Annotated in this window: 22 protein-coding genes and 1 pseudogene; 2 read left to right on the top strand and 21 right to left on the bottom strand. The window is 64.8% G+C overall.

Annotated features, from left to right (window positions below; translation table 11 throughout):
• Positions 1 to 188: 188 nt before the first annotated feature.
• From GMET_RS05720 to GMET_RS05650, 15 genes are all read right to left on the bottom strand, one after another.
• Complete coding sequence (locus GMET_RS05720; protein WP_004513406.1) at positions 189 to 1,697, bottom strand: phage tail protein; 1,509 nt, start codon at positions 1,695 to 1,697, stop codon at positions 189 to 191.
• A 12-nt stretch (positions 1,698 to 1,709) separates the two neighbouring features.
• Positions 1,710 to 4,976, bottom strand: coding sequence for a baseplate J/gp47 family protein (locus GMET_RS05715; protein ID WP_004513405.1), 3,267 nt, complete (start codon positions 4,974 to 4,976; stop codon positions 1,710 to 1,712).
• On the bottom strand, positions 4,973 to 6,202 hold the full coding sequence (locus tag GMET_RS05710; RefSeq protein WP_238378982.1) for a hypothetical protein: 1,230 nt from the start codon (positions 6,200 to 6,202) through the stop codon (positions 4,973 to 4,975). Before GMET_RS05710 ends, GMET_RS05715 begins: the two co-directional genes overlap by 4 nt.
• Positions 6,153 to 6,527 carry a GPW/gp25 family protein gene (locus tag GMET_RS05705; protein WP_004513403.1) on the bottom strand — a complete coding sequence of 125 codons (375 nt, stop codon included), beginning with the start codon at positions 6,525 to 6,527 and terminating at the stop codon, positions 6,153 to 6,155. The genes GMET_RS05710 and GMET_RS05705 overlap by 50 nt, the downstream gene beginning before the upstream one ends.
• A 181-nt stretch (positions 6,528 to 6,708) precedes the next feature.
• On the bottom strand, positions 6,709 to 7,521 hold the full coding sequence (locus GMET_RS05700; RefSeq protein ID WP_004513402.1) for a phage baseplate assembly protein V: 813 nt from the start codon (positions 7,519 to 7,521) through the stop codon (positions 6,709 to 6,711).
• The gene (locus GMET_RS05695) at positions 7,522 to 8,667 is read right to left on the bottom strand and encodes a phage late control D family protein (RefSeq protein ID WP_004513401.1); all 1,146 of its coding nucleotides are present in this window, start codon (positions 8,665 to 8,667) and stop codon (positions 7,522 to 7,524) included. It lies immediately after the preceding gene.
• 3 nt (positions 8,668 to 8,670) lie between these two features.
• Positions 8,671 to 8,961: a LysM peptidoglycan-binding domain-containing protein gene (locus GMET_RS05690; RefSeq protein WP_004513400.1), complete on the bottom strand. Its 291-nt coding sequence runs from the start codon at positions 8,959 to 8,961 to the stop codon at positions 8,671 to 8,673.
• 1 nt (position 8,962) lies between these two features.
• Positions 8,963 to 9,601 (bottom strand): hypothetical protein, encoded by a 639-nt coding sequence (locus tag GMET_RS05685; protein ID WP_004513399.1) that lies wholly within the window; start codon positions 9,599 to 9,601, stop codon positions 8,963 to 8,965.
• A 4-nt stretch (positions 9,602 to 9,605) separates the two neighbouring features.
• A complete protein-coding gene (locus GMET_RS05680; protein WP_004513398.1) occupies positions 9,606 to 9,839 on the bottom strand; it encodes a hypothetical protein in 234 nt (77 codons plus the stop codon).
• The gene (locus tag GMET_RS05675) at positions 9,833 to 11,170 is read right to left on the bottom strand and encodes an ATP-binding protein (protein ID WP_004513397.1); all 1,338 of its coding nucleotides are present in this window, start codon (positions 11,168 to 11,170) and stop codon (positions 9,833 to 9,835) included. The genes GMET_RS05680 and GMET_RS05675 overlap by 7 nt, the downstream gene beginning before the upstream one ends.
• Positions 11,170 to 12,204: a DUF4255 domain-containing protein gene (locus tag GMET_RS05670; RefSeq protein ID WP_004513396.1), complete on the bottom strand. Its 1,035-nt coding sequence runs from the start codon at positions 12,202 to 12,204 to the stop codon at positions 11,170 to 11,172. The genes GMET_RS05675 and GMET_RS05670 overlap by 1 nt, the downstream gene beginning before the upstream one ends.
• A gap of 1 nt (position 12,205) precedes the next feature.
• Entirely contained in the window at positions 12,206 to 13,243 is a 1,038-nt protein-coding gene (locus GMET_RS05665; protein WP_004513395.1) for a hypothetical protein, read from the bottom strand.
• Between the two features lie 16 nt (positions 13,244 to 13,259).
• Positions 13,260 to 14,066: a hypothetical protein gene (locus GMET_RS05660; protein ID WP_004513394.1), complete on the bottom strand. Its 807-nt coding sequence runs from the start codon at positions 14,064 to 14,066 to the stop codon at positions 13,260 to 13,262.
• Positions 14,066 to 14,575, bottom strand: coding sequence for a phage tail protein (locus tag GMET_RS05655; protein ID WP_004513393.1), 510 nt, complete (start codon positions 14,573 to 14,575; stop codon positions 14,066 to 14,068). Before GMET_RS05655 ends, GMET_RS05660 begins: the two co-directional genes overlap by 1 nt.
• 12 nt (positions 14,576 to 14,587) lie before the next feature.
• On the bottom strand, positions 14,588 to 16,504 hold the full coding sequence (locus GMET_RS05650) for a phage tail sheath subtilisin-like domain-containing protein (RefSeq protein WP_004513392.1): 1,917 nt from the start codon (positions 16,502 to 16,504) through the stop codon (positions 14,588 to 14,590).
• A 236-nt stretch (positions 16,505 to 16,740) separates the two neighbouring features.
• On the opposite strand from GMET_RS05650, the gene sfsA reads away from it, so the two are divergent.
• The gene (gene sfsA / locus GMET_RS05645) at positions 16,741 to 17,439 is read left to right on the top strand and encodes a DNA/RNA nuclease SfsA (RefSeq protein ID WP_004513391.1); all 699 of its coding nucleotides are present in this window, start codon (positions 16,741 to 16,743) and stop codon (positions 17,437 to 17,439) included.
• A gap of 189 nt (positions 17,440 to 17,628) precedes the next feature.
• Here the strand turns inward: sfsA and GMET_RS05640 are convergent, their stop codons facing one another.
• From GMET_RS05640 to GMET_RS05615, 6 genes are all read right to left on the bottom strand, one after another.
• On the bottom strand, positions 17,629 to 18,240 hold the full coding sequence (locus GMET_RS05640) for an acetate uptake transporter (protein WP_004513390.1): 612 nt from the start codon (positions 18,238 to 18,240) through the stop codon (positions 17,629 to 17,631).
• Between the two features lie 30 nt (positions 18,241 to 18,270).
• On the bottom strand, positions 18,271 to 19,866 hold the full coding sequence (locus GMET_RS05635; protein ID WP_004513389.1) for an acetyl-CoA hydrolase/transferase C-terminal domain-containing protein: 1,596 nt from the start codon (positions 19,864 to 19,866) through the stop codon (positions 18,271 to 18,273).
• A 57-nt stretch (positions 19,867 to 19,923) separates the two neighbouring features.
• The gene (locus tag GMET_RS05630) at positions 19,924 to 21,240 is read right to left on the bottom strand and encodes a citrate (Si)-synthase (RefSeq protein WP_004513388.1); all 1,317 of its coding nucleotides are present in this window, start codon (positions 21,238 to 21,240) and stop codon (positions 19,924 to 19,926) included.
• Between the two features lie 77 nt (positions 21,241 to 21,317).
• On the bottom strand, positions 21,318 to 22,763 hold the full coding sequence (locus tag GMET_RS05625) for a bifunctional 2-methylcitrate dehydratase/aconitate hydratase (RefSeq protein WP_004513387.1): 1,446 nt from the start codon (positions 22,761 to 22,763) through the stop codon (positions 21,318 to 21,320).
• The gene (gene prpB / locus GMET_RS05620; RefSeq protein ID WP_004513386.1) at positions 22,760 to 23,674 is read right to left on the bottom strand and encodes a methylisocitrate lyase; all 915 of its coding nucleotides are present in this window, start codon (positions 23,672 to 23,674) and stop codon (positions 22,760 to 22,762) included. Before prpB ends, GMET_RS05625 begins: the two co-directional genes overlap by 4 nt.
• Positions 23,667 to 24,371, bottom strand: coding sequence for a GntR family transcriptional regulator (locus GMET_RS05615; RefSeq protein WP_004513385.1), 705 nt, complete (start codon positions 24,369 to 24,371; stop codon positions 23,667 to 23,669). The genes prpB and GMET_RS05615 overlap by 8 nt, the downstream gene beginning before the upstream one ends.
• A gap of 306 nt (positions 24,372 to 24,677) precedes the next feature.
• Between GMET_RS05615 and GMET_RS18255 the strand changes: the two are divergent.
• Positions 24,678 to 24,798 (top strand): annotated as a pseudogene (locus tag GMET_RS18255) (DNA/RNA nuclease SfsA); the annotation flags it as partial.
• Positions 24,799 to 24,874: the final 76 nt, after the last annotated feature.

The raw sequence follows: 24,874 nt of genomic DNA, 5'->3' as shown, positions 1-24,874 counted from the left end.
CTGTGACGGGCTCAATTGGCCCAAGCAACGACCAAGCTGTCGTGTCCAATTCTGGAGAACATATAACCGGTTACTGAAACATACAAGCAACGGAGCACACGGAGAACTGCAAAAAAGATTTTCAACATAAATAACAGGTTGGCTTTTCTCCGTTGCTCCGTCGCTCCGTGTTATTAATTTGTATTTTCTCACATACTGCACGGCGGAAACGGCTTCCGGTGCAGCCGGAGGTCCGGGACGATGACCGCCTCCATCCCCACCGGGAGAAACTCCTTCAGTTTGTCGAGCACCGCCGCCATGAGGAGGCTGTAGCGCCACCCGTGGTGTACCCCCATCTCGCCGCCGTCCTCGGCCCCGAAGTGGACCGCCTCGGGAGTTGCCGGGTGGAACACGGCGCACCCCGGCTCGCCGAATTTAGCGGTGCGGCGCACCGTCTCACCCACTTCGTCGAACTCAAAGGCATAGAAGACCGGCCGCTCGGTGGTGTTACGGTGGGTGAGGAGCGCGGCGGCCGCCGTCCCCGGCGGAATCCGGGAAAACCGGATGCAGTGGGGATTTTTCAGCATTCCCGGCTTCAGGTCCAGCGTCCCGGCAAAGAGGGAGTCGCTGGCTTGGAGCCGGCCGCACTCACACAGGCCCAGAACGGTGCAGTACTCGAAGCGCGCCAGCCCTGGCACGGCCAGCTTGTCGAAGAGACACTCCCGGGCATCCACTGCCGGCTCCTCCATGGTCCCGGCGGGGACGGTGACCTCAAGGACCCGGACCGCGCACCTCTTGAGCTTCACCGTTCCGGCGGTCACCTTCAGGGTGCCGTCGATGATGAGATCCTCCAGGAGATGCTCCTGGTCCTCGTCCAGGAGCATGTCACCCGTATGGACGGGGAAGCGCCCCGGCTCGAAGAACCCCAGGGGGGGCGGTGCCGAGAGGATCACCCGCTTGGGGTGGATGTGACCCTGGCGCCAGTCAGGGGTCCGGAGATCCACGGTGCGGCGGGAGACGTCGTCGAAGCTCCCGGGGAAGCAGGGGGCGCCGTGGGGATTCACCTGGCGCCACCAGACGGGCCTTCCGGCAAAAGTGGTGAGCTTCGCGGCGGGGTTCGCGGGGAACTCACCGGCGGCCACCACCACCTCCATGGCCCGGGCAGGGTAGCGGAAATCCGTCGTGGCCGCGGGAAGGTCGGGGTGCCGGGCCGCCCAGAGGGGATGATCCTGGAAATCGTCGAAGCGGGGGTCCTCCCCCAGTGCCCCGGCCGGAAGCTGTGGCATGCCGATGCGGGGAGTGACGGCGCTCCGCCGCCACCCCTCCTGTATCTCCACCTCCATCTGTCCCACCGCCTCGGCGATCTGCTCGATGGCCGTGAGGGTTCCCTTGCGCTGCCGCCACGCAACGGCGTTGGCCACCTCGTCGCGGCGCCCCTCCTCGTCCGGCGAAACGAGGCGCACGTCAAGGAGCTGGGCAAAGTAGGGGATGAGCCACGGCTGGCAGGAGAGCCCCGACGGCGGGTTGTCGGGGAAGGAGTCGGCCAGGCGCTGGTCCATGGTGGCGCGGATCCGGTCCAGAAGCTCGCCGCAGGTATCGAGAAACCGCGCCAGATCCCCCTCTCCCCCGAATTCTACACTATCGCGAGTGCGGTAAACCTCGGGTAGGATGCCGTAGAGCTGCGTGCCGGTGGTGGTTGTCGGTTTGTCGGTGGCCATGATCGTCTCCGTTTAATCCAGCTCGCTCAGAAGCTCCCGCAGGGTCACTGCGGCAAAGACCTCTTCGTCCAGGGCGATCTGCAGGAGGCGGAGCTTCGCCTTCAGCTCGTCCACCGCCGCCGCTGACTCGCCGGTAAGCCGGACCAGGTCGGCGGAGGAACCCTCGGCCAGGTCGTGGATGGTGCGTTCCAGGAGCGGCGCGAGCCGGGAGCGGTCAGCAGCGAGCCCCACTACAATCTCCGCCTTGGTCCTGAACTCCCACAATCTGACTGGCGGGATATCGACCGTCGGGAGGTGGGCGGGGTCGATACCCCGCAGGTCGTTCAGGGTCCGGATCCCCGCCCCCCGCAGGAGCTGGCCGTAGCGGTCCCCCACCCCCTGGATGACTCCCACTCCCCGGCGCCCCACCAGCCGTGGCTTGGGTGCCGGCGGACTGGCCTCGATAGCCTCTCCCGGCGAGGGGCCTGTCGCAGCCTCCCCTTCCACAGCGACCACCAGTTGCCCCAGGATGAGAACCTCCCGGTCGCCGGCAGCCACCCTCCGCACGCTCCGGTCGCCATTGATGACTGCCACCGAGTGCTCAACGCCGGTCACCCCTTCCACAACCTGGTAGACCTCACTCAGGAAGAGATCCTGCCCCAGCTTCCGTTTCCGGAGGGAGAAGGCATCCTGAAGGGCGCTCTTCACGGCAGCGGTCACTACATCGGGATTGTAGGCGGCGGTATCCACGGTCAGGAGCACCTCCAGGGCGAAGGTGCGGGATTGGTAGGGGAGGACCGTCACCTCCACCTCGGGCACGGCATTGGCCGTGAGGAAATCGGTGAGGGTCGCGGCGAGGGTTCCCAGTGCCCCGCCACCGGCGGGAACCGCGACCACCTCCACCTTCTCGTTGCGGCCGAGCCCCGTGGGGCGGCTGAAGGCCCGGGCCTGCCAGACGCTGCTCTGGGACATGGCCAGCCAGGCGAAGTCGTCCAGGGAGACGGCCCGCTCCAGGGTGAGGAGGGTTGCCGGGGCGTTCTCCCGCAGCGACTCCACTCCTTCCCGGTCATTGCCGCCGGTGGCGGGGAGGGGTTGGCGCACCTTCTCCACCAGGCGGTGGGGCCGGGAGGGCTTGAAGGGACTTCCGGCCGGGAGGTTCCCGCTGAGCCCCGTTCCGGAGCGGAAGGTGACGCGCACGTTGTTCACGCCGCTGGGGAGGCGCCGTCCCCGCACCCCGTCGCCGAAGGCGATGAGGAGCTGCCCCGCCTCGGTCATCCTCACCGTGTAGTGGTGGTCGGTGGGCCCCGAGTCGGCGAAGCTACCCACCTGCTTCCAGACCCGTCCGGCCACGGAGAGGTCGATGGCGGCCCGCACCCCGGCGGGCTGGGTCGGATCGGCCACGAAGGAGACCTCCGCCTCGGCGAAGACGAAGGACTGGTTGGCCCGGGTGGCGTCGCCGCTCCCCAGGACCTTCTCCCCCTTGCTCTCGCCATGGCCCGCAAGGGCCACGTTGCCGGCAATGAGGGTGTTTCCACGGGTGAATCCCGCCGGCAGATCCCGGGCGAGAACCAGGGTGGTCCCCTCGATCCTGGCCACCGTGGTGAAGAAGGCGGCGGTGGCGTCGTCGGTCCGCTCCACCATGAGGACGCGCCCCTTCTCCAGGGCAGACGGCACCAACGCCAGGGGGATGCGGTTTCCGGTCACGGGCTGGCGGTTCTCCTGCCAGGCCACGGTCCGGAGCGCCTCCTTGAAGTGGGCGTAGACCTTCGTCTCCGTGAGGAAGAAGTCGCCGCCCCCCCGGTCGTCCCACCCATCTTCCGCCGTAAGGGTCGCCTCCTCCCGCGCCAGGTCGACGCTCACGGAGGCAAGCCGGGCCCAGGCGGCCTGGTGCCCCATGACCACCACGGCCAGGTCGCCGACCGTGGTCTTCTTGGGCTTGGCGGTGACGATGGCGGCCGTGAGATGGCCATCCTGCTTCTCCAGGAAGGTATCGGTCCGCCACGGCCCCACCCCCACCGGCGGCACCAGCAGCGTCTGGGGGTTGTCCAGGGGGAAGGGATGTTCGCTCTTCAGCCACGAGACGGTCAGTATGGTGTAGCCCTTGCGGAGATGGTCGCTGTCGGCCGGATGGTAGCGGGCCGCCGTCACCGTGTAGAAGGGAAGATGCTTCTGCTTCGTGGCATCCACGGTCTCCTGGACAACCCGCCGGTCGGCGAGGCGCGACCAGTCTCCGGCCACCCTGAGGGCGTAGATTACGGAGCCGGGGCTGTCCACGGGGCGCTCCTCCTGAGCGCTCACCGTGATGGTGACCGGGTAGCCGACCCGGGCGGTATCGAGCCGCAGGGGGCCCACGTCGGTGTCGAGGACAAGCCGTTTTCCGGTCACGGAGTAGACCCGGCGGTAGAGCTCTTCGGCACCGTCGTCGATGTAGATCACCGCCCCGGTAAGGAGCCCCTCAGGCTCCTCGGTGAGGCGTAGGACCCGCTCCAGCTCCGCCCCTTTGGCGGCCGGACCGATCGGGGCAAGCCCCTCGGCCGGCTTGGCGTGGATGAGGGTGTACCCTTTGCGGAGCCGGTGGGAGAGGCGCGGCGTCACCCGCACCTCGGTGTTCCCCGCCACGGTGCGCGTGCCGACGATGAGGTAGGCCCGAAGGACGCCGCTCTGCTCGTCTTCCAGGACCAGCGGCTCGCCGGTCTTGAGATCCTCCACCTCCCCTTCCAGGAGGAGAGTGTCGCCGCCGAGCCGTTCCGGGTTCCGGTTATATTCAGCGGAGCGGAGGGCGTTGAGGAGCGGGTCGACCTTCAGTTCCTCCAGGGTCTCGTAGACCACCGGTGGACTCCCATCGGCGGGGGTATGCTTCACGGCGAACCCCGCCGCAAGGGTCCCCGCCTCCTTGGCCTCGATGACGAACCGGGTGGCGGCCGAGGCCGGGGGGGCCGGGTGGTAGTCGATCATCTCCACCAAGCGCCGCACGGTATCCCACTGGGTGGCGGTCCCCAGGAACCCCTCGTTGGCGTAGGCGTCCAGGTGCTCGGCCAGGACGTGGGAGGAGCGGGCCAGGACCCGGGTGATCTCCCAGGCCCAGTCCCGCCGCGGAGCGTGGTATTGCTCCAGCATCCGTTCCTGGCGCTCGCTTTCCGTTTCGGCCAGGGGGAGCTGGGTCACCTCCTGCCAGGCGGGGAAGCGCTCGGCCAGCTCAGCCCGCAGCAGTTCCAGAAAAGTGACGGCGTTGCCGTCCACGTACCTGAAGCGGCTTAGTCCGGCGCGGTTCCAGCGGGTAAGGTCGGTTGCGGTGCTCATCCTCGGCGCCCTCCGGTCAGGGTGAGGTTGATGTAGCCCCGCTCGGGGCGGCTCGGGTCGTTGTCACATACGGCAATTTCGAGCCCCTGGAGCGGGATGCGTCCCGTGTCGGTCTGGTCCGGGTACTGGTCCCCGAACCGCTTAAAGCGGTTGAGGCAGACGTTCTCGACCCCATTCAGGGACATGAGGGTCTGGAAGAGGTCGCTGGCGTAGAGGTCTTCGCCGAAGTCGTGGCGCCCAGGCTCGAAGAAGCCCCCCGGCCCGGTGCCGAGGGCCTGGTGAACGGCGTTGCGGACTTCGGACTGGAAGTAATTCTCCCGCACCCGGATGGAGATGAACATCTTGATCCCCACGGGAACTGCGTCCTCCAGCACCACCTCCTGGCCGGCCATGCGCCAGGCCTCCAGATAGGGGCGGAGGATGGTCCGGATGGTGGGGGGCTCCGGCTCCCAGACCGGTTCCCAGATCCGGTGCTCTTGGTGGAACGCCATAACCCGCTCCCGCAGGTCATCGGGATAGGGGAGCCCCTCCTCATCGAGGGGGTGGTCGTTCCAGAGGACCGTGGCCACCCGGACTGTGGGCCACGAGCCGGTCCAGGCGCTCCAGCCGCTGGCCCGCAGCACCAGTGGGTGGTCGGTGAGCCGGTCGGCGTAGTCGGCCACGGTCACCATCCGCCGCTGGGTGTGGATGGCCCGGGGCCCTTCGAGGCGGGCCGGGTCCATGAGCAGAGGGTTGCGGCGCCAGAGTTCGTCCAGCTTCTGGTGGCGGCTCTTGCCATCGGGGGTGGCGGGGGGGTCATCCTCCAGCCCCGCCGCAGTGGCGGCGTCGTAGCCGATAAGGGAGAGGAGCCGCCGCACCGACTCGGGACGCCGCGCCGTCTCCAGGTACGCCTCCGTCGCCACCCGGTCGGCCGTGTCTGAAAGCTGGTCGAGGACCGCGGCCAGGGCCTCCACGAGGACCACCTCCAGGTCGCCGGCGGTCCAGCGGGTTCGCTCCGGGAAGCGCCCCGCCAGCTCTTCCAGCATGAGGCGGCGGAAGCTGTCGTAGTCCCGCGCGAGCCAGTCGAAATCGTCTCCCGGCTCGGGAAGGGGTTGGGGAAGCTCCACCCGGCGCTCGGCGCAGTCGGGGCAACGTCCTTCGAAGGTCAATATGCTTTTCGGGTTCTCGGCCATGGTCTCACACCAGGAATTCGTGCCGCTCGCCGTGGCCGATGGCGGCCAGGGCATAGGAAACGGTTATCAGGAGCTTCTCCCCCTCCCCTCGCACATCCACCTCCAGGCTCTTGGGGTCCACCTCCCCCCGGAGGGCCTCGGCCAGGGACGAGGAGATCCGCTTGCGGGTGATCTCCCAGAGGACCGAGGAATTGGGCTCGAAGACCAGTTGCTTGAGCCCCGCCCCGAAGTCGGGCCGAAAGACCCGCTCGCCCGGGTTGGTGAAGAGAACCTGCTCGATCTGCTGCCGCACGTGGGACCGGCGGTCGGCCGTGGCGGCCCCGTGGTCGCCGATGCGTAGTGGAAAGGCCATGTATGGTGGATCGGCCAGACGGTTCATATTGTCCTCCCAGATGGGGCTGCGGCTTTCACGCCATCTCGCCGCCGTCCTCGTCGTTTCCTTGTGCGGCGTAGCTTGGGCTACGCCTCCGCGGTCGCTCCTGCGGGTGCGACGATCTGCCGCAAATTCCGCAGCCCTTGCGTTGTGCTTTATACAAGGTACAACCACGTGGGGTTTACATCTACGACGTCATCACCTTCATGGACAAAGTACTCATCTCCCCCTGCGGAATGGGAGGCCCCGTGGGTCCCATGGCGCTGGGGTGGACGTGGGTGGCGAAGAGGGTGAGGAAGCTCTGCCCCTTGATGATCGGTTCGCCCCCCTGCCCCGCCAGCATCACCGTCTGCGCATCCACCACCACCTGCTGTCCCTTGACGGTGACCCCAGAAGCGGCCATCTCCACCTTGTTGCCGTTGGCGTCCTCGATGGTGGTGCCGCTGGAGGACATGGTGATGGTGTTGCCGTTACTGTCCTCCACCACCACTTTCCCCGCGTCGGCGTCGAGGGTCAGGGTGTTTCCCTTGGCGTCTGCCACGATCACCGTCCCCTTCTCGTCCACTGTCATCTCGGTCCCGGCCGGGTGGGCCAGACGGAACTTCTCGGCCCCCGACTCGTCGTCGAACTGGAGGATGTGGCCCGACGGAGTCTTCAGCACCCGGGTCGTGGGGGGAGACTTGGCCGCCTCCGCCGGCGGGTCGCCGCTCGCCTGCCAGAAAGTGCCGGTCCAGATGGGAAGGTTCACGTTCCCCGCCTCGAACTCAACCCAGACCTGGGCATCCACCTCGGGGACCATGAAGAGCCCCTGGTCGGCCAGACCGCCGAAGGGGAGGCTCGGCAGGGCCCACCCGGTGGGGGTTTCGCCCAGGACCGACGGAACCATGAGGCGGAGCCGCCCCCGTTGCTCCGGGTCGTCGTTGTCGGTCACGAACCCGCGGTACTTGCCGTAGTAGCGGTTGCGGTACTGCCGCGCCAGTTCCAGGAGCAGGTCGTCCATCTATCCCCCCAACACGCCGGCCAGAACGCCGCCGGCGCCGCTTCCCAGGTTGTCGCCGTAGGCGTTGCGCAGCAGGTTGAAGCTCTGGCGGTATCCCTCGGTGCTGAACCGGTGATTGACGGTATCCACGAACCAGATGCCGCCGTAGCGATCCCCCACGCCGTCCACCCCAACCGGCTCCCCCACCCGGAGCACGTGGCCGTAGAGGGAACCGTCCAGTTCCCCCTCCCCCTTCACCCGTAGGGAGAGGTCGTTGGCCCGGCGCTGGGCCCGGGCCCGCCACTCGTCTTCACTCATCTCCCCCTGGCGGCTCATACGCCAGGCGAAATCGGGGAGCCCGCTCCCAGCCCCCGTGGCCGCCTCGTTCCCCAAAAGGGGGAGGTCCGGATCGACCGTTTCGGAGACGGTGCCGCTCCCGGCGGTCTCGGCCCGGTCGAAGGCGACCCGGTCGGCCTGGTGCCCATCGTCCCTGACCGAGAAGCGGTAGGCACTGGTCGCCTCGCCGGCGTAGACCATGATGGTCTCCTGGGGTTCCGCGTCGAGGCGCATGGGGCCGAAGTAGACCATCCCCCCCCGGAAGAGGAGGTCGTAGCCGTTGGCCTCGGCCCGGCTGCGGAGAAACTCGATGTCGGTCCCGTCCTGGTTGATGACGAGCCCCGTCTGTCCGCTGCCGTTGGCCGGGTCCGGTGAGAGCCCGTACTTGCCGAGGATCGCCGGGACGATCACCATGTCGGTGGTGGGGGCGTCCCCTCCCCAGACCTCCCGCACATGCTCCCGATCCAGGGCCAGGGAGTCGTCACGGCACTCCACGATCACCCGGGCGCTCCCGGCATCCTCGGGGTAGTCGGCCCGGACCTCCCGGATGTACCCCCGCATCACCTCCTCGGTGGCGGAGCCGAAGGCCGCCTCGATGACTATGGGCTCCCAGGGGGCGAGGCGGCCGTCGTCCTGAACGAGCCACCGACCCTGCTCGTCGCGGCGGCTCTCGAAGGTGATGGTCGCCACCGTCGGCTCGGCCCGGCCGGCATCCACCGTCACCTCCGTGAGGAAGGGGTAGAGGTCGGTGATCTCAAGCCCGGCGCTACCCACGAGGATGATGCACTCGGCCGGTTCGCGGCGTTTTGATGTCAGAAAATCGAGGATCATCCCCTATTCCTTCGCCTTCGGTATCAGGATCACCATCCCCTCCATCTCTTCCAGCACCATGTCGCCGCCGTAGAGGAAGTCGGGGTTGGCATCGACGATCCGCCACCAGAGGCGGTCGTCGTTGTAGTAGTGGCGCGCCAGGAGGTCGAGGCGGTCGCCGGCCTTCACCACGTGCTCCACCACCCCGGTGGCGGGGCCGATGGCCCGGGGACGGATACCAGCGAAGACCGTGGTCCCGTCGGCGGACGGCGCGAATCTGTCGGTTTTCTCGTAGCGGCTCCCCTTCTGGAACATGTCAGAAAATCCCTCCGATCACGGTGCGACCCGTGTTGAGGGCGGCACCCACCACCTGCCGCACCTTCTCCACCTGGTAGAAGGGGTTGTTCCCCTCGATGACCTGCATGGTGAGGCTCGCCCGGGCCCGGTAGGGGACCAGGGACGGGAGGTGGGCCTCCTCGGTGACGCGGATGCTCGTGAGGAATACGGGGAGGATGTGGGTACCCCAGACCAGGAGAAGCACCGACGCGGACTCGCTCCGCTGGAACGCCCGCTGGCCGCCGAGGCCGAGGCTTGCGAGGGTCTGGAGGCCACCGGGCCCCTGGGCCTTGGGCTCCACCATGGTGCGCAGCGTATCCAGCTCCGGTTCGATGCCGAACTGGGTGGCGATGGGGTCACCGTCGTTCATCCGGTCGGTGGCGTCCAGAAGGATCTCGATGGTGAAGCTCTCGGGCTGCACCGTGACCCCCTGGGCCACCCGGGCCGTCTCGGTGGGGAGGGCGAAGTCGTATCCCCCCCGGGTGCCGGGAGCGCTGCCGGTCCGCAGGGTGATGGTGCGGGAGCGGGTCAGGGACTGGGGGTTGAAGTCGAAGGCCAGCACCAGCGGTGGGAGCGACAGGGCGTATTCGATGAGCATCCCCTTGACGGTGTTGAGCATGATGTTACCTCGTTTCGTTCCGTATCCCGGTATGGACCGACTGGGCCACGGCCCGGGCCACGTCGCGGTCGGTTGCCTGGGGGTGCACCTCCACCGGCGGCACCGCCAGTCGGTCGAGATGGAAATCGCTGGCCATGGGGACCGTTGCCAACTCCTCCGCGACCAGTTGGGCGATCTCCCCGGCCCGGTCCCGGAAGGCGGGGGGCAATTGAAGGCGCAGGCGATCAATAGTCAGCATGGGGCCTCCCTGGGAAGGAACGGAGCCAGGGGCCCCAGGTCGAGTGGGGAAAGTTCCCTCCCGTCCTTCCCCAGTTCCCGCCAGACCGCCAGGGCCAAGTGGCCGAGCCCCAGGGGCTTCCCGGCGCCGGCGGCCAGGTAGGCGGCGTGGAGAGCGGCATTGCGGATGCTCCCGCCGGTCAGGTTGACGGCGGCCCCGAGGAAGGCAGGGTCCACTCCCGGCTCTAAGGGTGCCCGGGGGGGGAGGAGCCGCTGCCAGAGCCGTGTGCGGGCATCGGCATCGGGGCGGGGAAAGTCCACCACCACCTGGAAGCGGCGGGCAAAGGCCGGGTCCAGGTGCTTGCGGAGATTGGTGGTGAGGATCACCGGCCCCTGGTGGGACTCGATGCGTGCCAGGAGGTGGCTCACCTCCATGTTGGCGTAGCGGTCCCGGGCCTCCCGCACCTCCCCCCGCTTGCTGAAGAGGCTGTCGGCCTCGTCGAACTGGAGGATCATGGGCTGGCCGTGGGCCGCGTCGAAGAGGCGGTTCAGGTTCTTTTCCGTCTCGCCGATGTACTTGCTCACGAGCCGCCCCAGGTCCACCCGGTAGAGGGGCCACCCCAGTTCCGCGGCCAGGACCGCCGCGGCGAAGGTCTTGCCAGTCCCCGACGGCCCGGCGAAGAGCCCTACCGGCCCACCGCAGTCGCCGCCTCCCCACTCGCCGACCACCGTGGCCTTGTGGGTGATCCAGAGGAGAAACTCCCGGAGCATGGCGACCCGATCCAGGGGGAGCACCAGATCGTCCCAGCGGGCCGGGGTTTTCACCAATACCGCCCCTGGGAGATCGCCGGTGACGGCGGGACGCCCCAGGAGCCTCGCCGTTACGCCGGGTACCGGTTTCACCGGTTGGAACGGATCCCCCCCCTCCACCTCGATGAGGCCGCCGATGCGCAGGGGGGATGACTCGGTGAGGGCACCGTAGAGGAGCGGCGTCTCCTCCGGGGCCATGGCCAGAAGCTCCTGGAGTAGCGCCGGCGTCGGGTAGGGGGTGGGGGTGCCGGGCTGAAGAGTCTGGAAGAGCCACCCAAGTCGGGGCTCCGCCTCGGGGGCCACGACGCAGGCGAGGACGTCGAACTCGATGGGAGAGAGCCCCGCCGGTGCCACCACACGCCAGCCCCCCTCTTGCCGGCGGGACGCCTCCACCTGCTGCTGGAGCGTCCGGAGCCGCTCCAGCTCCCCCGTTGACGCCTCCCGCCCCTGGCGGGACCCGGCCAGGATCTGGGCCAGGAGGCCGATCCGCTCCCACTCGGGGGAGAAGGTATCCTCTGTCATGGTCCGTGCGGCGGCTTCCATCACGCTCCCCCATGGACGGTGACGAGGAGGGGATTGCTCCGCACAGTCACTGTCACCCCGTCCGCACCCCGCACGAAGCTCCGCTCGGCGTAGAGAACCGCCTGACCGCCGTCGGAAACCAGTTCCTCCGGAAGAGCAACCTCAACGGAATCCGCATCGCCCGCTGCGGCGGGATCCAGCACAAGGTCCGTAGCCATGGTGGCCGTCGGGTCCGCCACATCCTCCCAGCCGCCGGTGCTCGTCCAGCGCTGCCAGGCAAGGGTCACGGGGGCGGCGGGCTCCCCGGCCACCCAGACCTGGGGCGTGAAATCCGCCAGTTCCTGGCTTCCGTGGGCAAAGAGGAGGCTTTGGGCGCACGTTCCGCCATCGAGCACGAAGCTGATGACCGGCGGCCAGTCGGGGCGCGAGGCATCCACCGTCGTGCGGGGAACCGGCGGCGCGGCGGCAGCGCCGCCGAAGGGGGAGGTGCGGGCGGCGGGAACGGCCCGAACCTCGGTACCGATCCGCCCCACCAGGGGGCTTTCGGGACGGCGCTCCGCGGGGAGCACCGGCGCCAGGGCCATCTCGTAGGCGATGGAGGGACGGTAGCTCACATCCCCCTGGGTGGACCAGATGTGGTTCAACTCGTCAGCCCCCAGGGGGTGAAAGACCACCTGGAGCCGGAACGTCTCGTCATCCACCGTCAGGGCCGACTGCACCGGCGTCTCGTGAAAGAGGCGCATCACCTCCCCCAGGAGGCGCAGATCGTTCTCGCCGGCGCTTATCTGCTCCTCGTCGAGGCCGAAGCCGGTGACGAGGCAGTGGAGCCTCACCCACCAGGGGTCGCCGGGGGTGTCGCCGGTGAAGAATCCGGCCGGCTCGACCCGGTAGAAGAAGAGGTTCACCCGGTGATTCGTATCGGCAGTTGCCGGCGCGGCGCTGGCCGGAGAGCCGATCATCACCTGGATCGAGTTGGCGCTGGCGTCGAGCCCCACGCTGACGAAGTCGGCGATGGCCCGGCAGACCTGGGAGAGTGATGAGCGCGGAAGGGCCATGTCAGAAATTCCTCAAGTAGTGGCGGCTGGACAGATCGGGGCGGGAGCGCTCCTCGCTCCGGGACGGGCGCTCCGCCGGCGCCGGGGTCACCACCACGACCTCGATGGTGCCGATCCTCACCTGGGGCTCTGGAGGAGCCACCTGACGTTCGGAATGACGCGGGAACTGCTCGCCGACGGCAGTTACAGGGGGCTGACGGAGCGTCACAGTGGCCGGTAATGCCCCGGAAGATGGAGCGGGATTCGTCTCCTCCACGGATTCCCTTCCCGGCGGGACGGCAGACCGTCCGGTCTTTTCCGGCACATCACCTTGCTGTAGCGACTGATCCGCCTGCGTTGCCGGCATTGGCGGATTCCCCGGCAACTGGAGGGCCGGGAACACCTCAACGTCGGCCCGGAGAGGCTCTTCCGGCAACCCCAAGGCCGGGTTTTCTACTGTTTCGCTGCCCATTAGTCCGGGAGGGGTGGTGGAGCCCGCACGGGTTTCCCCCGCTTGCTGTCTCCCCTGAGTTTCCACAGACACTTTCACAGCTTGTAACGCCGCATATCCGGACGAAGATTCCCGTACGAATGAATCGCTCGCGCCCACTGGAACCAGAGGAACATCGATAGAACCACCGTCGTGAAATGACCCCATCTGCTCAACGCGGAAATCGCCACCTGCCGTTCGGTCGCTTTCGCTTCCAGCCTGCTCTCGTTTCACAGGATCGGGAAGGGTTACCCCTTTAACCATCGCCTCCGGAATTCCCGCAACCGGGGTGTGTTCCGAAAGCGAAGGGCCCACCACCTGTCGGGCGACGGCTCCAGCCTGCGTAAGTCTCTGCCCCGCAGTAACCGGCGTACCGCCCCCCTCCTCCCGAAGTCGTATCACCGACGCATCGCTCCCCGTGACTGCGGCGGGCGCAACAGGAGCGCCTTCCGCCGCCACCGGCGCATCGGACGGAACCTCCTCGCCGCCACGGGGCACACGGGCCTCAGGGGCACGGACTGCCAGCCCCTCCCTGCGACTGTCGCGTATGACGTCGGCGAAAAATCCCATACAAAAATTCCTTATCCTACCGCGCCATCCCCCGCGCCCGGTCGATCAGCTCCAGGTAGCGCCGGCGCCGTTCCTGGGGAAGGGCCAGGATCTCCTCCTCGCTCCAGTGGTAGGTGGCGGCGAGGATGTGAATTTCCTGCAACAGTTCCCAGCCCGAATAGCGAAACAGGGCCCGGTAGGGGTCAACCTCGATGACGTGGGTTGCGCCGCAGGCCGGGCAGGCGGCCTGGACCGACACCGCCACTTCCGGCGCCACTGTCTCCAGGGCCGCCTCGATCCGGGCGAGATCAGCAGGGGTGAAGTCGCCGCCGGCCCCGCATTCGCCGGGACGGGCCATCAGGCACCGCCCCACCAGGAGCCGCACCGCCTCCCCGTCATCCATCTCCGCAATGGCCTGCTGGTCGGCACCGGTGGGAACCCGGAAGCGACACGGCCCGAGGCTCGTTTCCACCTCGGCGAAGGGATATCCCTCCCCTGCCTCCTTCACCGGCAGGTCCGAGTGATGTACGGAGAAATCGAACCGTTCGCCGCACCGGGCGCAGTCGGCCGAGAGCCAGCTCTCCCCCAGCCCGAGTCCCATGGCGAGCTGCCCCATGAGGACCTGGCGATCGGCCACCGAAAGCTCCGCCACCGTCGCAGGAAGGGGAGACTCACCCCCCACATGCTCCAGGGTTGCGGCCAGGGCCGCCGTCACCTTGGCCGGCAAGGAGGCGCCGGTCCCGGCCGCCTCGGCCAGGGCCAACTCCACCACGCCGGTCAGGGGACGAAAGGCGAAGTCCCGGAGCCGGGCGCCGTCGTGCAGGATGCCGCCGGGGAGCCGCATCAGGTCTCAGCCGGCTCGGCGACGCTGGTGTCGCGCTCCCACCCCTCATGCTGCAGGGTTATGGTCTGGATGCCGATGGTGTTCATGTTGCCGGCGTCCAGGTCCGGGAGCGCCTGGTAGTCGGAGACCCAGGCCCGGTAGAGCTTGTAGGAAATGGCCACCTTCCCCTGGAGGTTCAGGACGTTGATGATAATGTCCTTGCGGTAGTTCTTCAGGGACATGCCGGCATCCCCCTGGATGTTGTTCACCAGGTTCGCCCAGGTCTCGAAGACCGGGTCGTGAGTAAGCCCCTGCTCAAGGGTAACCGGGTCGTAGCTTGTGCCCCCCGGCATGACCCGCTCGTGGGACGGATCATTGGAGGCGCGCCACTTCACCGGCGTCGTCTTCTTCTTGAGGGCTCCCATTTTCTTCAGCCCCGCCACCACCTTGCCGTCGATGACGACCTGGAACTTGAAGGTGCGGTAGGGATCGTGACGATGGGTGTTTACAGGAAAGAGCGGTGCAGCCATCAGTATCCTCCTTTATTGTTCAGCAACCTTCTGCTGGATGCGGACAATGACGAACTCGGCCGGTTTCAGGGGAGCGAAGCCGACGATGACGATGACCTGGCCCCGGTCGATGTCACCCTGGGTCATGGTGTCACCCAGGCCGCAGCGGACGAAGTAGGCGTCGTTGGCCTTTTCCCCCTGGAAGGCGCCGGCCCGGAAGAGCCCGTCCATGAAGGAGCCGATGTTGGCCCGCAGCGAGGCCCAGAGGTTGTGGTTGTTGGGCTCGAAGACCGCCCACTGGATGCCGTTGTAGATGCTCTGCTCGATCATGATGGCGGTGCGCCGGATGGGGACGTAGCGCCACTCGGGGTCGGCCTTGGTGGCCAGGGTGCGGCTCCCCCAGATGACCGGCCCGAAGCCCGGCATCTTCCGGAGGCAGTTGACACCGAGGGGGTTGAGGGAGTCCTGCTCCCCATCCTCCACCGGGTACTGGAGGCCGGCCACGCCGAGGAGCGACGTCTCGACCCCCGCCGGGGCCTTCCAGACGCCGCGCCGGCCGTCGATCTTGGCCCACATCCCCGCCGCAAAGCCGCTGGGGGGCACGAGAAGCGTTGAGGGGACGCCGGGGTTCCTCTCGGCGTTGTAGAAGGGGTTGGCCACTTTGGCCCAGGGGTAGTAGACCACCGAGTAGGTCTTGGGCTTGAACCCCAGGTCGTTGACCGCTTTCTCGGTCCTGAGTTCGGTCCCCTCGGGGGGGTCGATGATGACCATGCGGCTCCGCATCTTCTCGGCATGGGCCACGGCGGCATCGATGATCGACTGCTCGGTAGTGGAATCCCAGGCCTGGCCCGGTAGGCAGAGGATGCTGATGTCGCGCACCTTCTCGAAGGCTGCGAAGATATCGTCGTAGGCGTTCTTGTCGGGTTCGCTGCCGTTGGTCCCTCCGGCAAGGGAGACCTGGCCGGCGATCCCCGAGAGCATGGCGTCCAGGGACTGCTGGCCGGTCCGCTCGGTACCGTCGTTGGCGAGCCCCAGCAAGAGTGTGGTGGAGGCGTCGGTGGCGTCGCCCGGCCCGGTAACCACCGCCGATGAAGTGGTAAGACGTGTGCCGGAGGTAAGGACGAGCTGGTTGCCGTCCACCGCACAGGTAAAGTCGCGCACCGCAGGGTTGGCCACCACTGCACCCCGCACCTGGGCCTGAATAATCCCGGCCACGTCGGCCAGAGTGCTAGTGGCGCTGAACTCGGTGGCGCCAAAGGTCACCGCCCGTGCGGTGCCGTCCACGGTGACGGTCATGGTCAGGTCGTTGAGCACGCTGAAGTCGGCCACGGCCGACAGGTCCTGGCTGATGCTCACCCCCAGGAGGTACTGGCTGATCGCCTGCATCTCCACGCTGATCAGCGTCGAGGCATCGTTCACCTTGCTCTCGATGAAGTCAGGAGCACCGTCGTCGGCCACGGTCAGGTCGTTGAACCGCTCCCGCTCCTTGAACTCGGTCCCGTCCATGACGCCAGCCCGCAGGGTGTAATAGCCGGGGGCATCCGCCTTGGCCTCGAACCTGATCCGCAGCTCATTCCCCCATTCACCCGGATTGGCTGCCGCGAAGCGGATAATCTGGGTGGCATCGTCGGGATTCACGAGGAACCCTTCAGCAGTGTCGGCGCTCCCCTCCGTGATGGCCCGCACGATGTAGGCGGCGGTCCCCCCGTTCTGAAAAAAGCTGTAGACCGCGAACCCCATGGGGTCGCCCGTGGCCGATTTCCCCAGATCGCGGATACCGCCGAACTGCTCCTCGTAGTCGCTCCACTTGAACAGCAGCGTCGGTTCGGCCACCGGCCCCTTCGTGGTGTAGCCGACAAACGCCGCGGTGGACGTCCCGACCCCTTCGATGGGGCGGGAACCGCTCGGGATCTCCTCCACATACACACCCGGGTGAAGATACGTAGGCATCGTCTGAACTCCTTTCGTCAGTGTTTACATACGGCAATACGGTGTAACTGCTTCTGGCATCATCGTTTTATCGCGGGGAACAGCCTCGGAAGGCGAATCGGAAAAGCCCTGTGATTCCGGATTGTTTTAAACCAAATAACAGAGTTTTATCCCGTGTCAATAAGGCTGTGCTCATTTTCCTTGTTCCTCCCCTTTACAGCTTGTCCGCGGCGGCAGACCATGCTACACAACCTACCATGCGACTCCCCACCCCCCTCTACCCCGGCACCCTCGTCCGCCGCTACCAACGCTTCCTGGCCGACGTGCAACTGGCCGACGGCACCATTGTCACCGCCCACTGCCCCAACTCGGGAAGCATGAAAGGGTGCAACCTTCCCGGCAGCCTGGTCTGGCTCTCGAAAAGCACAAATCCGGCCCGCAAGCTGGCCTACACCTGGGAACTGGTCATGGCCGACGGCTTCTGGGCCGGGATCAACACGGGGCTGCCGAACCGGCTCGTGCGAGAGGCCATCGAGGACGGCACCGTGACGGAGCTTCAGGGATACGGGAGCATCCGCCCCGAGGTGCGCTACGGGGAAGAAAGGAGCCGGATCGATCTGCTGCTGGAAGGTGAGCCGGGGCGCTGCTGGGTGGAGGTGAAGAACGTGACGCTGGTGGAAGGAGAACGGGCCCTCTTCCCCGACGCCGTGACGGAACGGGGGCAGAAGCACCTGCGGGAGCTGATGGAGATGGTGCGGCGGGGAGATCGCGGGGTGATTTTCTACGTGGTGCAGCGGGGGGACGGCGAGGCTGTTTCACCGGCCGACGCCATTGACCCGAAATATGGACAGCTCCTCCGGCTGGCCGTGGCGAACGGCGTCGAGGCCCTCGCCTACCGGGCACTGGTGACGCCGGAGGAGATCCGGCTTACGGAGCGGCTACCGGTGATTCTGTAGTCAGGGAGCCAGCCAGCGTCCGCCCTAAAACCCTAACCGACTGATTTTAATGTAAAATATTGCACATTGCGTTTTGGCTTTGCGTCGAGCCGCGTTACAATTGAGCTCCAACATACTGGCGGAGGCACCACCAATGAAAAGGGAGATGGCGACCCATCTCCCTTTTTTACCAGCCGGTAGTAGATTAAATTACCCCAGTTGGCGTACCAGGCCGAGAGGAGCGACTGTTCTCCCGTAGACCTCGTTGATGACCTGGGCCAGTCCGGCATATATGGCGGACAGACCGCAGAAAATCCCTTCATAACCGGCGATGATCTTGATGGCGTGGTTTCCGGTTGCATCACCAGCCGCGAGGAGGAAGAACAAGACCGTCAACGAGCCGAACACGACCTGGAGCGCCTTGTTCATCCTCAAGGTTCCCACAAAGAGCACACCGGTAAAAAGCCCCCACATGACGAGGTACGCGGTCATGGCAGAATTGTCGGGCGCCTGGATGAAGCCGGTGTTCGGAAGGATGATCAGCGCCACCAGGGTGAGCCAGAAGAGGCCATAGGATGTGAAGGCGGTCGCTCCGAACGTATTGTTTTTTCTCCATTCCATGATGCCGACGATGATTTGCCCCAGGCCGCCATAGAAAATTCCCATGCTCAGTATCATGGCATCCATGGGAAACATCCCGGCATTGTGCAAATTGAGCAGAACGGTCGTCATCCCGAAGCCCAGCAGCCCGAGCGGCGCCGGATTGGCCGTCGTATCGTTCAGTTCGAATACAGCAGCCGTGTCTTGCGGATTTGTGGCCATAATTAACACCTCCTTATCAGCGTCGCGTGGTTATTCACACAGGTCTATCTTCATATCCCAGTTTTTGATCTTCATGGTGCCGTTCTGGGCCAGATTCAGCTGCATTTTGAAGGCGCGATCCCACACCTGGGGCTCGTGGCCCACCTTCCGCGCCATGCACTCCTTGGTCGCAATTTCCAGATACGCGAAGAGGATCGGCTTGTAGTCGGGATGGGCGCACTTCTCGATAATGCGCCGGGCGCGCTCCTTCGGCGCCAGCCCCCGCAGATCGGCAAGACCCTGCTCGGTCACCACGCAATCGAGGTCGTGCTCCGTGTGGTCGATGTGGGAGCAGTGGGGCACGACACAGGTGATGCCGGTGGGATCGGTCTTGGTGGGGCGGCTCGACGGGGTGTGCATGATCTTGAGATAGCCGTTGCGGAGGAAATCACCGGAGCCGCCGATACCGTTGATCATCCTCGTCCCACCGACGAGGGTCGAGTTGGCGTGGGCGTAGATATCGATCTCCACCGGGGTGTTCATGGCGATAACACCGAGTCGCCGGATGGGTTCCGGTGCGTTGGAGATGGAAAGCGGACGGAGCAGGATTTTGTTCGCATACTTGTCCATGTTGGCAAAGAAGCGCGGGAACCCCTCATCCTTGGAAAGGGAGAGCGAGCAGGACGAGGCGCAGTTGAGCTTGCCCGAATCGATCAGGTCGAGCATGGTATCCTGCAACACCTCGGTGTAGACGCTGAGATCGCTGAATGGCCCCTTGGCCAGGCCGCCGATGACGGCGTTGGCGATGGAGCCGACCCCCGACTGGAGCGGCAGGAGATTTTTCGGCAGGCGGCCGGCCTTCACTTCGTGGCTGAAGAAGTCGATGATGTGGTTGGCTATGGCCTCGGATGTCTCGTCCTGTTCGGAAAAGGCCCGGCCGTTGTCCCGATACTCCGACTCCACAACGGCAATGATCTTGGATGGATCGCACGGGACAGCGGTGGTGCCGATCCGGGAATCTGCCCTCGTGATGTTCAGGACCTGCCTGTTCGGCGGGTTGTCGCAGATGATGTTGTCATGCATCCCCTCGAAGGAGGGCTGCCCGACATTGACCTCGACGATGACGTGGTCGCACATCATGAGGATTTCGGGGATGACACCGCCGGAAGAGGTCGGCACGAGCCCGCCGTCCTCCGTAATTGCCGACACCTCGATAATCGCCAGATCCAGCTTGCCGCTCGGGGTGTCCTTTGTGTAAAAGCCGTAACCGAGATCCTGGGCGAAGAGGGAGAGGTGTTTGTCCCCCATCCGGATACGTCCCTCATTGATCCCTGCGGCGATGTTCTTGCCGGTCTGGTACGGCCAGCGGCGGTCGATCATGTCCAGGGTCGCCCAGCGGTCTTCCGTTTCGGCCCCGACCGATGCCCCGGTGAAGATGCTGAAGCGCAGTTTCCCCTGGAGGTTGTTCTTCTCCACATGGTCGGCGAGGGCGATGGGGACCGCTTTGGGATACCCGGCGGGGGTGAAGCCCGACCAGCCGAGGTTCATCCCGTTCTTGAAGAAGGGGATGGTTTCTTCCGCCTTCATGACTTTGCCCAGCAATGACGTGCAGCGCACGCGCTCCTGCAGTGTTCCGTATTTTGCCATTGTAAACTCCTGTTTGTTTTCTATGTATACGGTAAAGCTACGCATTTACCGCGGATACTACAGACGGCCACCTTTAGCGGCCCACTCTTCGAGCATGGGGGTGGTTACCGATTTCGGGCGCTCGATGGCATAGCCGAGTCCCCGGTCCCAGGTGATGTTTGCCATGCAGCCGAGAGCCCGGCCGACACCGAAGAGAACGGTGTAGAAATCCCATTCCTTGACCCCGTAGTGCCACTGGATGACGCCGGACTGGGCATCGACGTTGGGCCAGGGATTCTTGGTCTTGCCGTGCTCGGTGAGGACGCCCGGAGCCACCTCGAAGATCATGGAAACCAGTTTGAAGAGGGGATCCTCCGGGAGGTGCTTCTGGCAGAACTCCCGCTGGGAAATGTAGCGGGGATCGGTTTTGCGCAGGACGGCATGGCCGTAGCCGGGGATGACCTGACCGGAGTTGAGGGTATCCCACAGCGCCCTGGTGATGAGCTCCTTGGTCGGTTCCTGGTCCTTGCAGTACTTCTCCTGGAACTTGATGGTCCAGTCGAGCACTTCCTGGTTGGCGCGGCCGTGGAGCGGACCGGCCAGGCCGTTCAACCCGGCGGCATAGGCATAGTAGGGGTCGGACAGGGCGGAATGCACCAGGTGGGTGGTGTGGGCGGAGACGTTGCCGGATTCGTGGTCGGAGTGGAGGATAAAGTACATCCGTGCCACATCCTTGTACGCATCGCCCTGGTCGATCATGTGGGCGAAATTTGCCCCCATGTCCAGCGCGGGATCGATGGCGATCTGCTTGTCGCCCTTGTACTTCAGGTTATAGATGAATGCGGCGATGACCGGAATGCGGGCGACGATGTCGCAGGCGTCCTCGTACACGGATTCCCACGCAGAGAGTTTGTTGAATTTGCCGGCATTGTAGAGGGCGGCGAACTTCGAGTCCCGCTGCATGGCGGTGATGCCCACCGAGAGCATTGCCATGGGATGGCTGTCCCGGGGCAGGGTCCGGATGGTATCGAAAACATACTGAGGAACTTCCTGGCGAACCTTCCATTCGGTCAGCACTTCATCCACCTGGGCCTGGGTGGGAACCTCCCCCGTCAGCAGGAAATACCAGAAGGATTCGACTGTCGGGTAATCAGAACCCGGCGCCTTGGGGAGGGCGGCAAAGGTCTCGGGAATGGTCTTGCCGCGGAACCGGATTCCCTCCTGGGGGTCCAGGTAGGAGATATCGGTCACGAGACTGCGAATGTCGCGGGCGCCGCCGATACACTGCTCGATGGTGACCTCATCGATCTTGACCTTGCCGAACTCTTTGACAAGCCTGGTGGTGCGGGGGCGAAATTCCTCGATTTTCTGCTTAAGCGTTTCTTTTAATCCCATCGTACTAACTCTCCTTTCCTTAATTGCATTAAAATCAACCAACGCTACACAACTTCACAACCTCCTTTCGACGATGATCAGATAAGAAACAATTCCATGAATTCATTCACGGGAGTATTCTCCAGCCGCTGCTGATCCTGGCAGCAGGCGACTATCCGCCGGAGCCGTTCTTCCGGGAAACGCGCAGAGAGGTTCGCCCGGAATTTCTCCAGCAGGAGTGGGATCCCCTCGGCACGGCGGCGGCGATGCCCCAGGGGATATTCCACCTCCACGCGCTCGGTGCAGGAGCCGTCACGGAAGAACACCTGGACGGCATTGGCGATGGAACGTTTGTCCGGCTCAAGATACTCGCGGCTGTAACGCGGCTCTTCCACCACCTCCATCCGCTCCCGCAGGGGATCGATGCGGGGATCGGCCGCAGCCTTCTCTTCGTAATGGTCGGCGGTCAGGTTCCCGAAAATGAGCCCGATGGCGGTCATATACTGGAGGCAGTGGTCCCGGTCCGCCGGGTTATGGAGTTTGCCGGTCTTGCTGATGATGCGGATGGCGGATTCGTGGGTGGTGATGACGATCTTTTCGATGTCCGAGAGTCGCTCCCGCACTTGGGGATGGAGCTTCACTGCGGCCTCAACGGCGGTCTGGGCATGGAATTCCGCAGGGTAGGAGATCTTGAAGAGGACGTTTTCCATGACGTAGGTGCCAAAGGGGCGCTGGAAGCGGAACGGTCTTCCCTTGAACGATACGTCATAGAATCCCCACGTGGGGGCGGTGAGCGCGCTCGGATACCCCTTCTCCCCCTGGAGGGTCATGAGGGCCAGCCGAACGGCCCGGCTGACGGCATCCCCCGCGGCCCAGGATTTGCGACTGCCGGCATTGGGCGCATGGCGATAGGTGCGGAGGCTCTGGCCGTCGACCCACGCCTGGGACAGGGCATCGATTATCTGCTCTTTTGTCCCGCCGAGCAGTCTCATGACAACCGCGGTCGAGGCGACTTTGACCAGCAGGACGTGGTCGAGCCCCACCCGGTTGAAGCTGTTCTCCAGGGCCAGGCACCCCTGGATTTCATGGGCCATGACCATGCAGGTCAACACCTCGCCCATGGTCACGGGAGCGTTTCCTTCGGCAACGTTGCGCCGGCTCAGGTGGTCGGCAACAGCCAGGATCGCCCCGAGGTTGTCCGACGGGTGTCCCCATTCGGCGGCCAGCCAGGTGTCGTTGAAGTCGAGCCACCGGATGATGCAGCCAATGTCAAAGGCCGCCTTGACCGGGTCAAGCTCGTAACGGGTGCCCGGCACCCGGGCGCCGAGAGGGACGACGATTCCGGGGACGATCGGCCCCAGGAGCTTGGTACACTCGGGAAACGTCAGGGCCAGCATGCCGCACCCGAGGGCATCTATCAGGGAGTAGCGGGCAGTTTCGCGGGCCTCGTGGCTCGTCACCCGGTAGCCCGTGACGTACTCGGCTATGTCGACCAGCACCTGGTCCGGGGCTGGCCGGACATTCACGTCGGCAGTCGTGCTCACCGTTTCTCCCTCCCCTCGCCGCTTTCAACGCCGTCACGGGAAGACAGCCGGTCGAGCTTCCGCTCATAGTCGTAATAGTGGAGCAGTTCGTAAAGTTCCTCCCGGGGTTGCATGGCCGCCACAACCGGCTCCTGGGTTCCGGCGCGGAGGATGGTCTCATACACCTCCAGTGCGGCCCTGCTCATGGCCCGGAAGGCGCTCAGGGGATAGAGCACCATAGCGACCCCCTGCGCAGCAAACTGCTCTTTCGTGTAGTAGGGGGTCTTCCCGAATTCGGTCATATTGGCCAGGAGCGGCACATCAACGGCATCGGCAAACCGCCGGTACATGGCAAGGTCGGTCACCCCCTCCGCAAAGATGCTCTCCGCGCCGGCCTCCACATAGAGGGCCGCCCTTTCGACGGCGGCGTCGAGCCCTGCAGTCGCCAGAGCGTCGGTACGGGCCATGATCATGAGATCCCCATCGCTTCGGGCATCCACCGCAGCCTTTATACGGTCCACCATTCTGCCTGTTGAAACAATGGACTTGTTGGGGCGATGGCCGCAGCGTTTCGGTTCGACCTGATCCTCAAGGTGAACCGCCGCCGCCCCTGCGCGAATCATCTCCTTAATCGTGCGGTCGATCCCGAATTCCTCTCCCCATCCCGTATCGATGTCGACCAGGAGCGGCAGGGGGGAAGCGCCGGTAATCCGCCTCACCTCCTCCAGGACGTCACTGCGGGAGATTATACCGAGGTCGGGAAGACCGAACGAGGCGTTCGCGACCCCGGCGCCGGAGAGGTAGATTGCCCGGTGACCGGCCTTTTCGGCCAGGATTGCGCAGTAGGCGTTGATCGTCCCCACAATCTGAAGCGGCTTTTCAGCATCAATGACCCTGCGGAAAAGCTTCCCGGCGGAAATCTGCTCAGACATTGCCACTATCCTTTGCGATGGCTTTTTTGTGCCGTTCCTCGACGCTGATGCGCGCGGTCCGTATATGGCGCCGCATGAGGAGCTCCGCCAACTCTTCATCCCGCTCCTCGATGGCGTCGACGATACGACGGTGCTCCTTGAGCGCCAGCAAGGGCCGGGGACTGTCGGTGCTGAACTGGTACCGGTACATCCGGATCAACTGGTAGAGGCCACCATCCAGAATGGCCAAGAGTCTCTTGTTGCGGCTACCCTGCAAGATCCGGTAATGGAAATCGAATTCTCCTTCCTCCTGGTAGTAGGAAAGCCCCTGATCTTCCGCAATGCTCTTCTCATGCTCATCCAGCAGCTTTTTCAACTCTGCGATCTCGCTGTCGGTCATATTCTGGACGGCAAGCCTGCACCCGAGCCCCCCCAGGACTTCGCGAACCTGATAGGTTTCAATCAGCTCCTCATAGGAAAGCGAGATGACCCGCGCACCATGGTTCGGCGCTCGGATGACGAGATGCCGTTCTTCCAGACGGCTCAAAGCCTCGCGCAATGTCCCCCGGCTCACCCCATACGTTTTGGCAAGCTCTGGTTCTGAAATCTTGCTCCCTGCGGGGATCTCACCCTTGATGATCGAATCCTGAAGGACATCAAAAATCCGGTCCGTCAGGGGAGTCGCGGACTGATTGTTATCGTTTACCTGATGCTTCATTTTGTCGACACCTTATTGTGATTTATTGTGACAAGTGAAGATTATACCCCATATTTTAGATTTTCAAGCAAAAAGTGTCGACACTTTTATTTTTGATAAAAAAATATATTGTAACTGAATCTCAAAGAGAAAAGGTTTCCGGCTCGGAAAAGGTAGTCTTCTATTTCGAGGAAACGGCGGGAGACCAAGTACGGGCACAAGGCTTTTCTCACCGGCTGCACTTGGGCTGGCATTATTGCTCTCCGCTACCAGCGTTTTGCGCTTGGGCGGAAGCGGTGCCGGGTGAGGGGGCCACCTCTACGGGGAAAAAGGAGCCGGATTGACCTCCTCCTGGAAGGTAAACCGGGGCGCTGCCCTCTTCCCCGACGCCGTGACGGAACGGGGGCAGAAGCATTTGCGGGAACTGATGGAGATGGTGCGGTGGGGATGTTAGCGGCAATGTAAAAATGACCCACCTCGGAAATTGAAAATTGACCCACTCTTCCTGATAACCTAGCCGACCT

The sequence above is a fragment of the Geobacter metallireducens GS-15 genome, assembly GCF_000012925.1.
GTDB lineage: Bacteria > Desulfobacterota > Desulfuromonadia > Geobacterales > Geobacteraceae > Geobacter > Geobacter metallireducens.
This window is presented reverse-complemented; position numbering and strand designations above follow the sequence as displayed.

Coding starts and splice junctions, on each gene's coding strand:
- GMET_RS05720 (WP_004513406.1), bottom strand. CDS start 1,697: ATGGCCACCGACAAACCGACAACCACCACCGGCACGCAGCTCTACGGC.
- GMET_RS05715 (WP_004513405.1), bottom strand. CDS start 4,976: ATGAGCACCGCAACCGACCTTACCCGCTGGAACCGCGCCGGACTAAGC.
- GMET_RS05710 (WP_238378982.1), bottom strand. CDS start 6,202: ATGCCCTGGCCGCCATCGGCCACGGCGAGCGGCACGAATTCCTGGTGT.
- GMET_RS05705 (WP_004513403.1), bottom strand. CDS start 6,527: ATGAACCGTCTGGCCGATCCACCATACATGGCCTTTCCACTACGCATC.
- GMET_RS05700 (WP_004513402.1), bottom strand. CDS start 7,521: ATGGACGACCTGCTCCTGGAACTGGCGCGGCAGTACCGCAACCGCTAC.
- GMET_RS05695 (WP_004513401.1), bottom strand. CDS start 8,667: ATGATCCTCGATTTTCTGACATCAAAACGCCGCGAACCGGCCGAGTGC.
- GMET_RS05690 (WP_004513400.1), bottom strand. CDS start 8,961: ATGTTCCAGAAGGGGAGCCGCTACGAGAAAACCGACAGATTCGCGCCG.
- GMET_RS05685 (WP_004513399.1), bottom strand. CDS start 9,601: ATGCTCAACACCGTCAAGGGGATGCTCATCGAATACGCCCTGTCGCTC.
- GMET_RS05680 (WP_004513398.1), bottom strand. CDS start 9,839: ATGCTGACTATTGATCGCCTGCGCCTTCAATTGCCCCCCGCCTTCCGG.
- GMET_RS05675 (WP_004513397.1), bottom strand. CDS start 11,170: ATGGAAGCCGCCGCACGGACCATGACAGAGGATACCTTCTCCCCCGAG.
- GMET_RS05670 (WP_004513396.1), bottom strand. CDS start 12,204: ATGGCCCTTCCGCGCTCATCACTCTCCCAGGTCTGCCGGGCCATCGCC.
- GMET_RS05665 (WP_004513395.1), bottom strand. CDS start 13,243: ATGGGATTTTTCGCCGACGTCATACGCGACAGTCGCAGGGAGGGGCTG.
- GMET_RS05660 (WP_004513394.1), bottom strand. CDS start 14,066: ATGCGGCTCCCCGGCGGCATCCTGCACGACGGCGCCCGGCTCCGGGAC.
- GMET_RS05655 (WP_004513393.1), bottom strand. CDS start 14,575: ATGGCTGCACCGCTCTTTCCTGTAAACACCCATCGTCACGATCCCTAC.
- GMET_RS05650 (WP_004513392.1), bottom strand. CDS start 16,504: ATGCCTACGTATCTTCACCCGGGTGTGTATGTGGAGGAGATCCCGAGC.
- sfsA (WP_004513391.1), top strand. CDS start 16,741: ATGCGACTCCCCACCCCCCTCTACCCCGGCACCCTCGTCCGCCGCTAC.
- GMET_RS05640 (WP_004513390.1), bottom strand. CDS start 18,240: ATGGCCACAAATCCGCAAGACACGGCTGCTGTATTCGAACTGAACGAT.
- GMET_RS05635 (WP_004513389.1), bottom strand. CDS start 19,866: ATGGCAAAATACGGAACACTGCAGGAGCGCGTGCGCTGCACGTCATTG.
- GMET_RS05630 (WP_004513388.1), bottom strand. CDS start 21,240: ATGGGATTAAAAGAAACGCTTAAGCAGAAAATCGAGGAATTTCGCCCC.
- prpB (WP_004513386.1), bottom strand. CDS start 23,674: ATGTCTGAGCAGATTTCCGCCGGGAAGCTTTTCCGCAGGGTCATTGAT.
- GMET_RS05615 (WP_004513385.1), bottom strand. CDS start 24,371: ATGAAGCATCAGGTAAACGATAACAATCAGTCCGCGACTCCCCTGACG.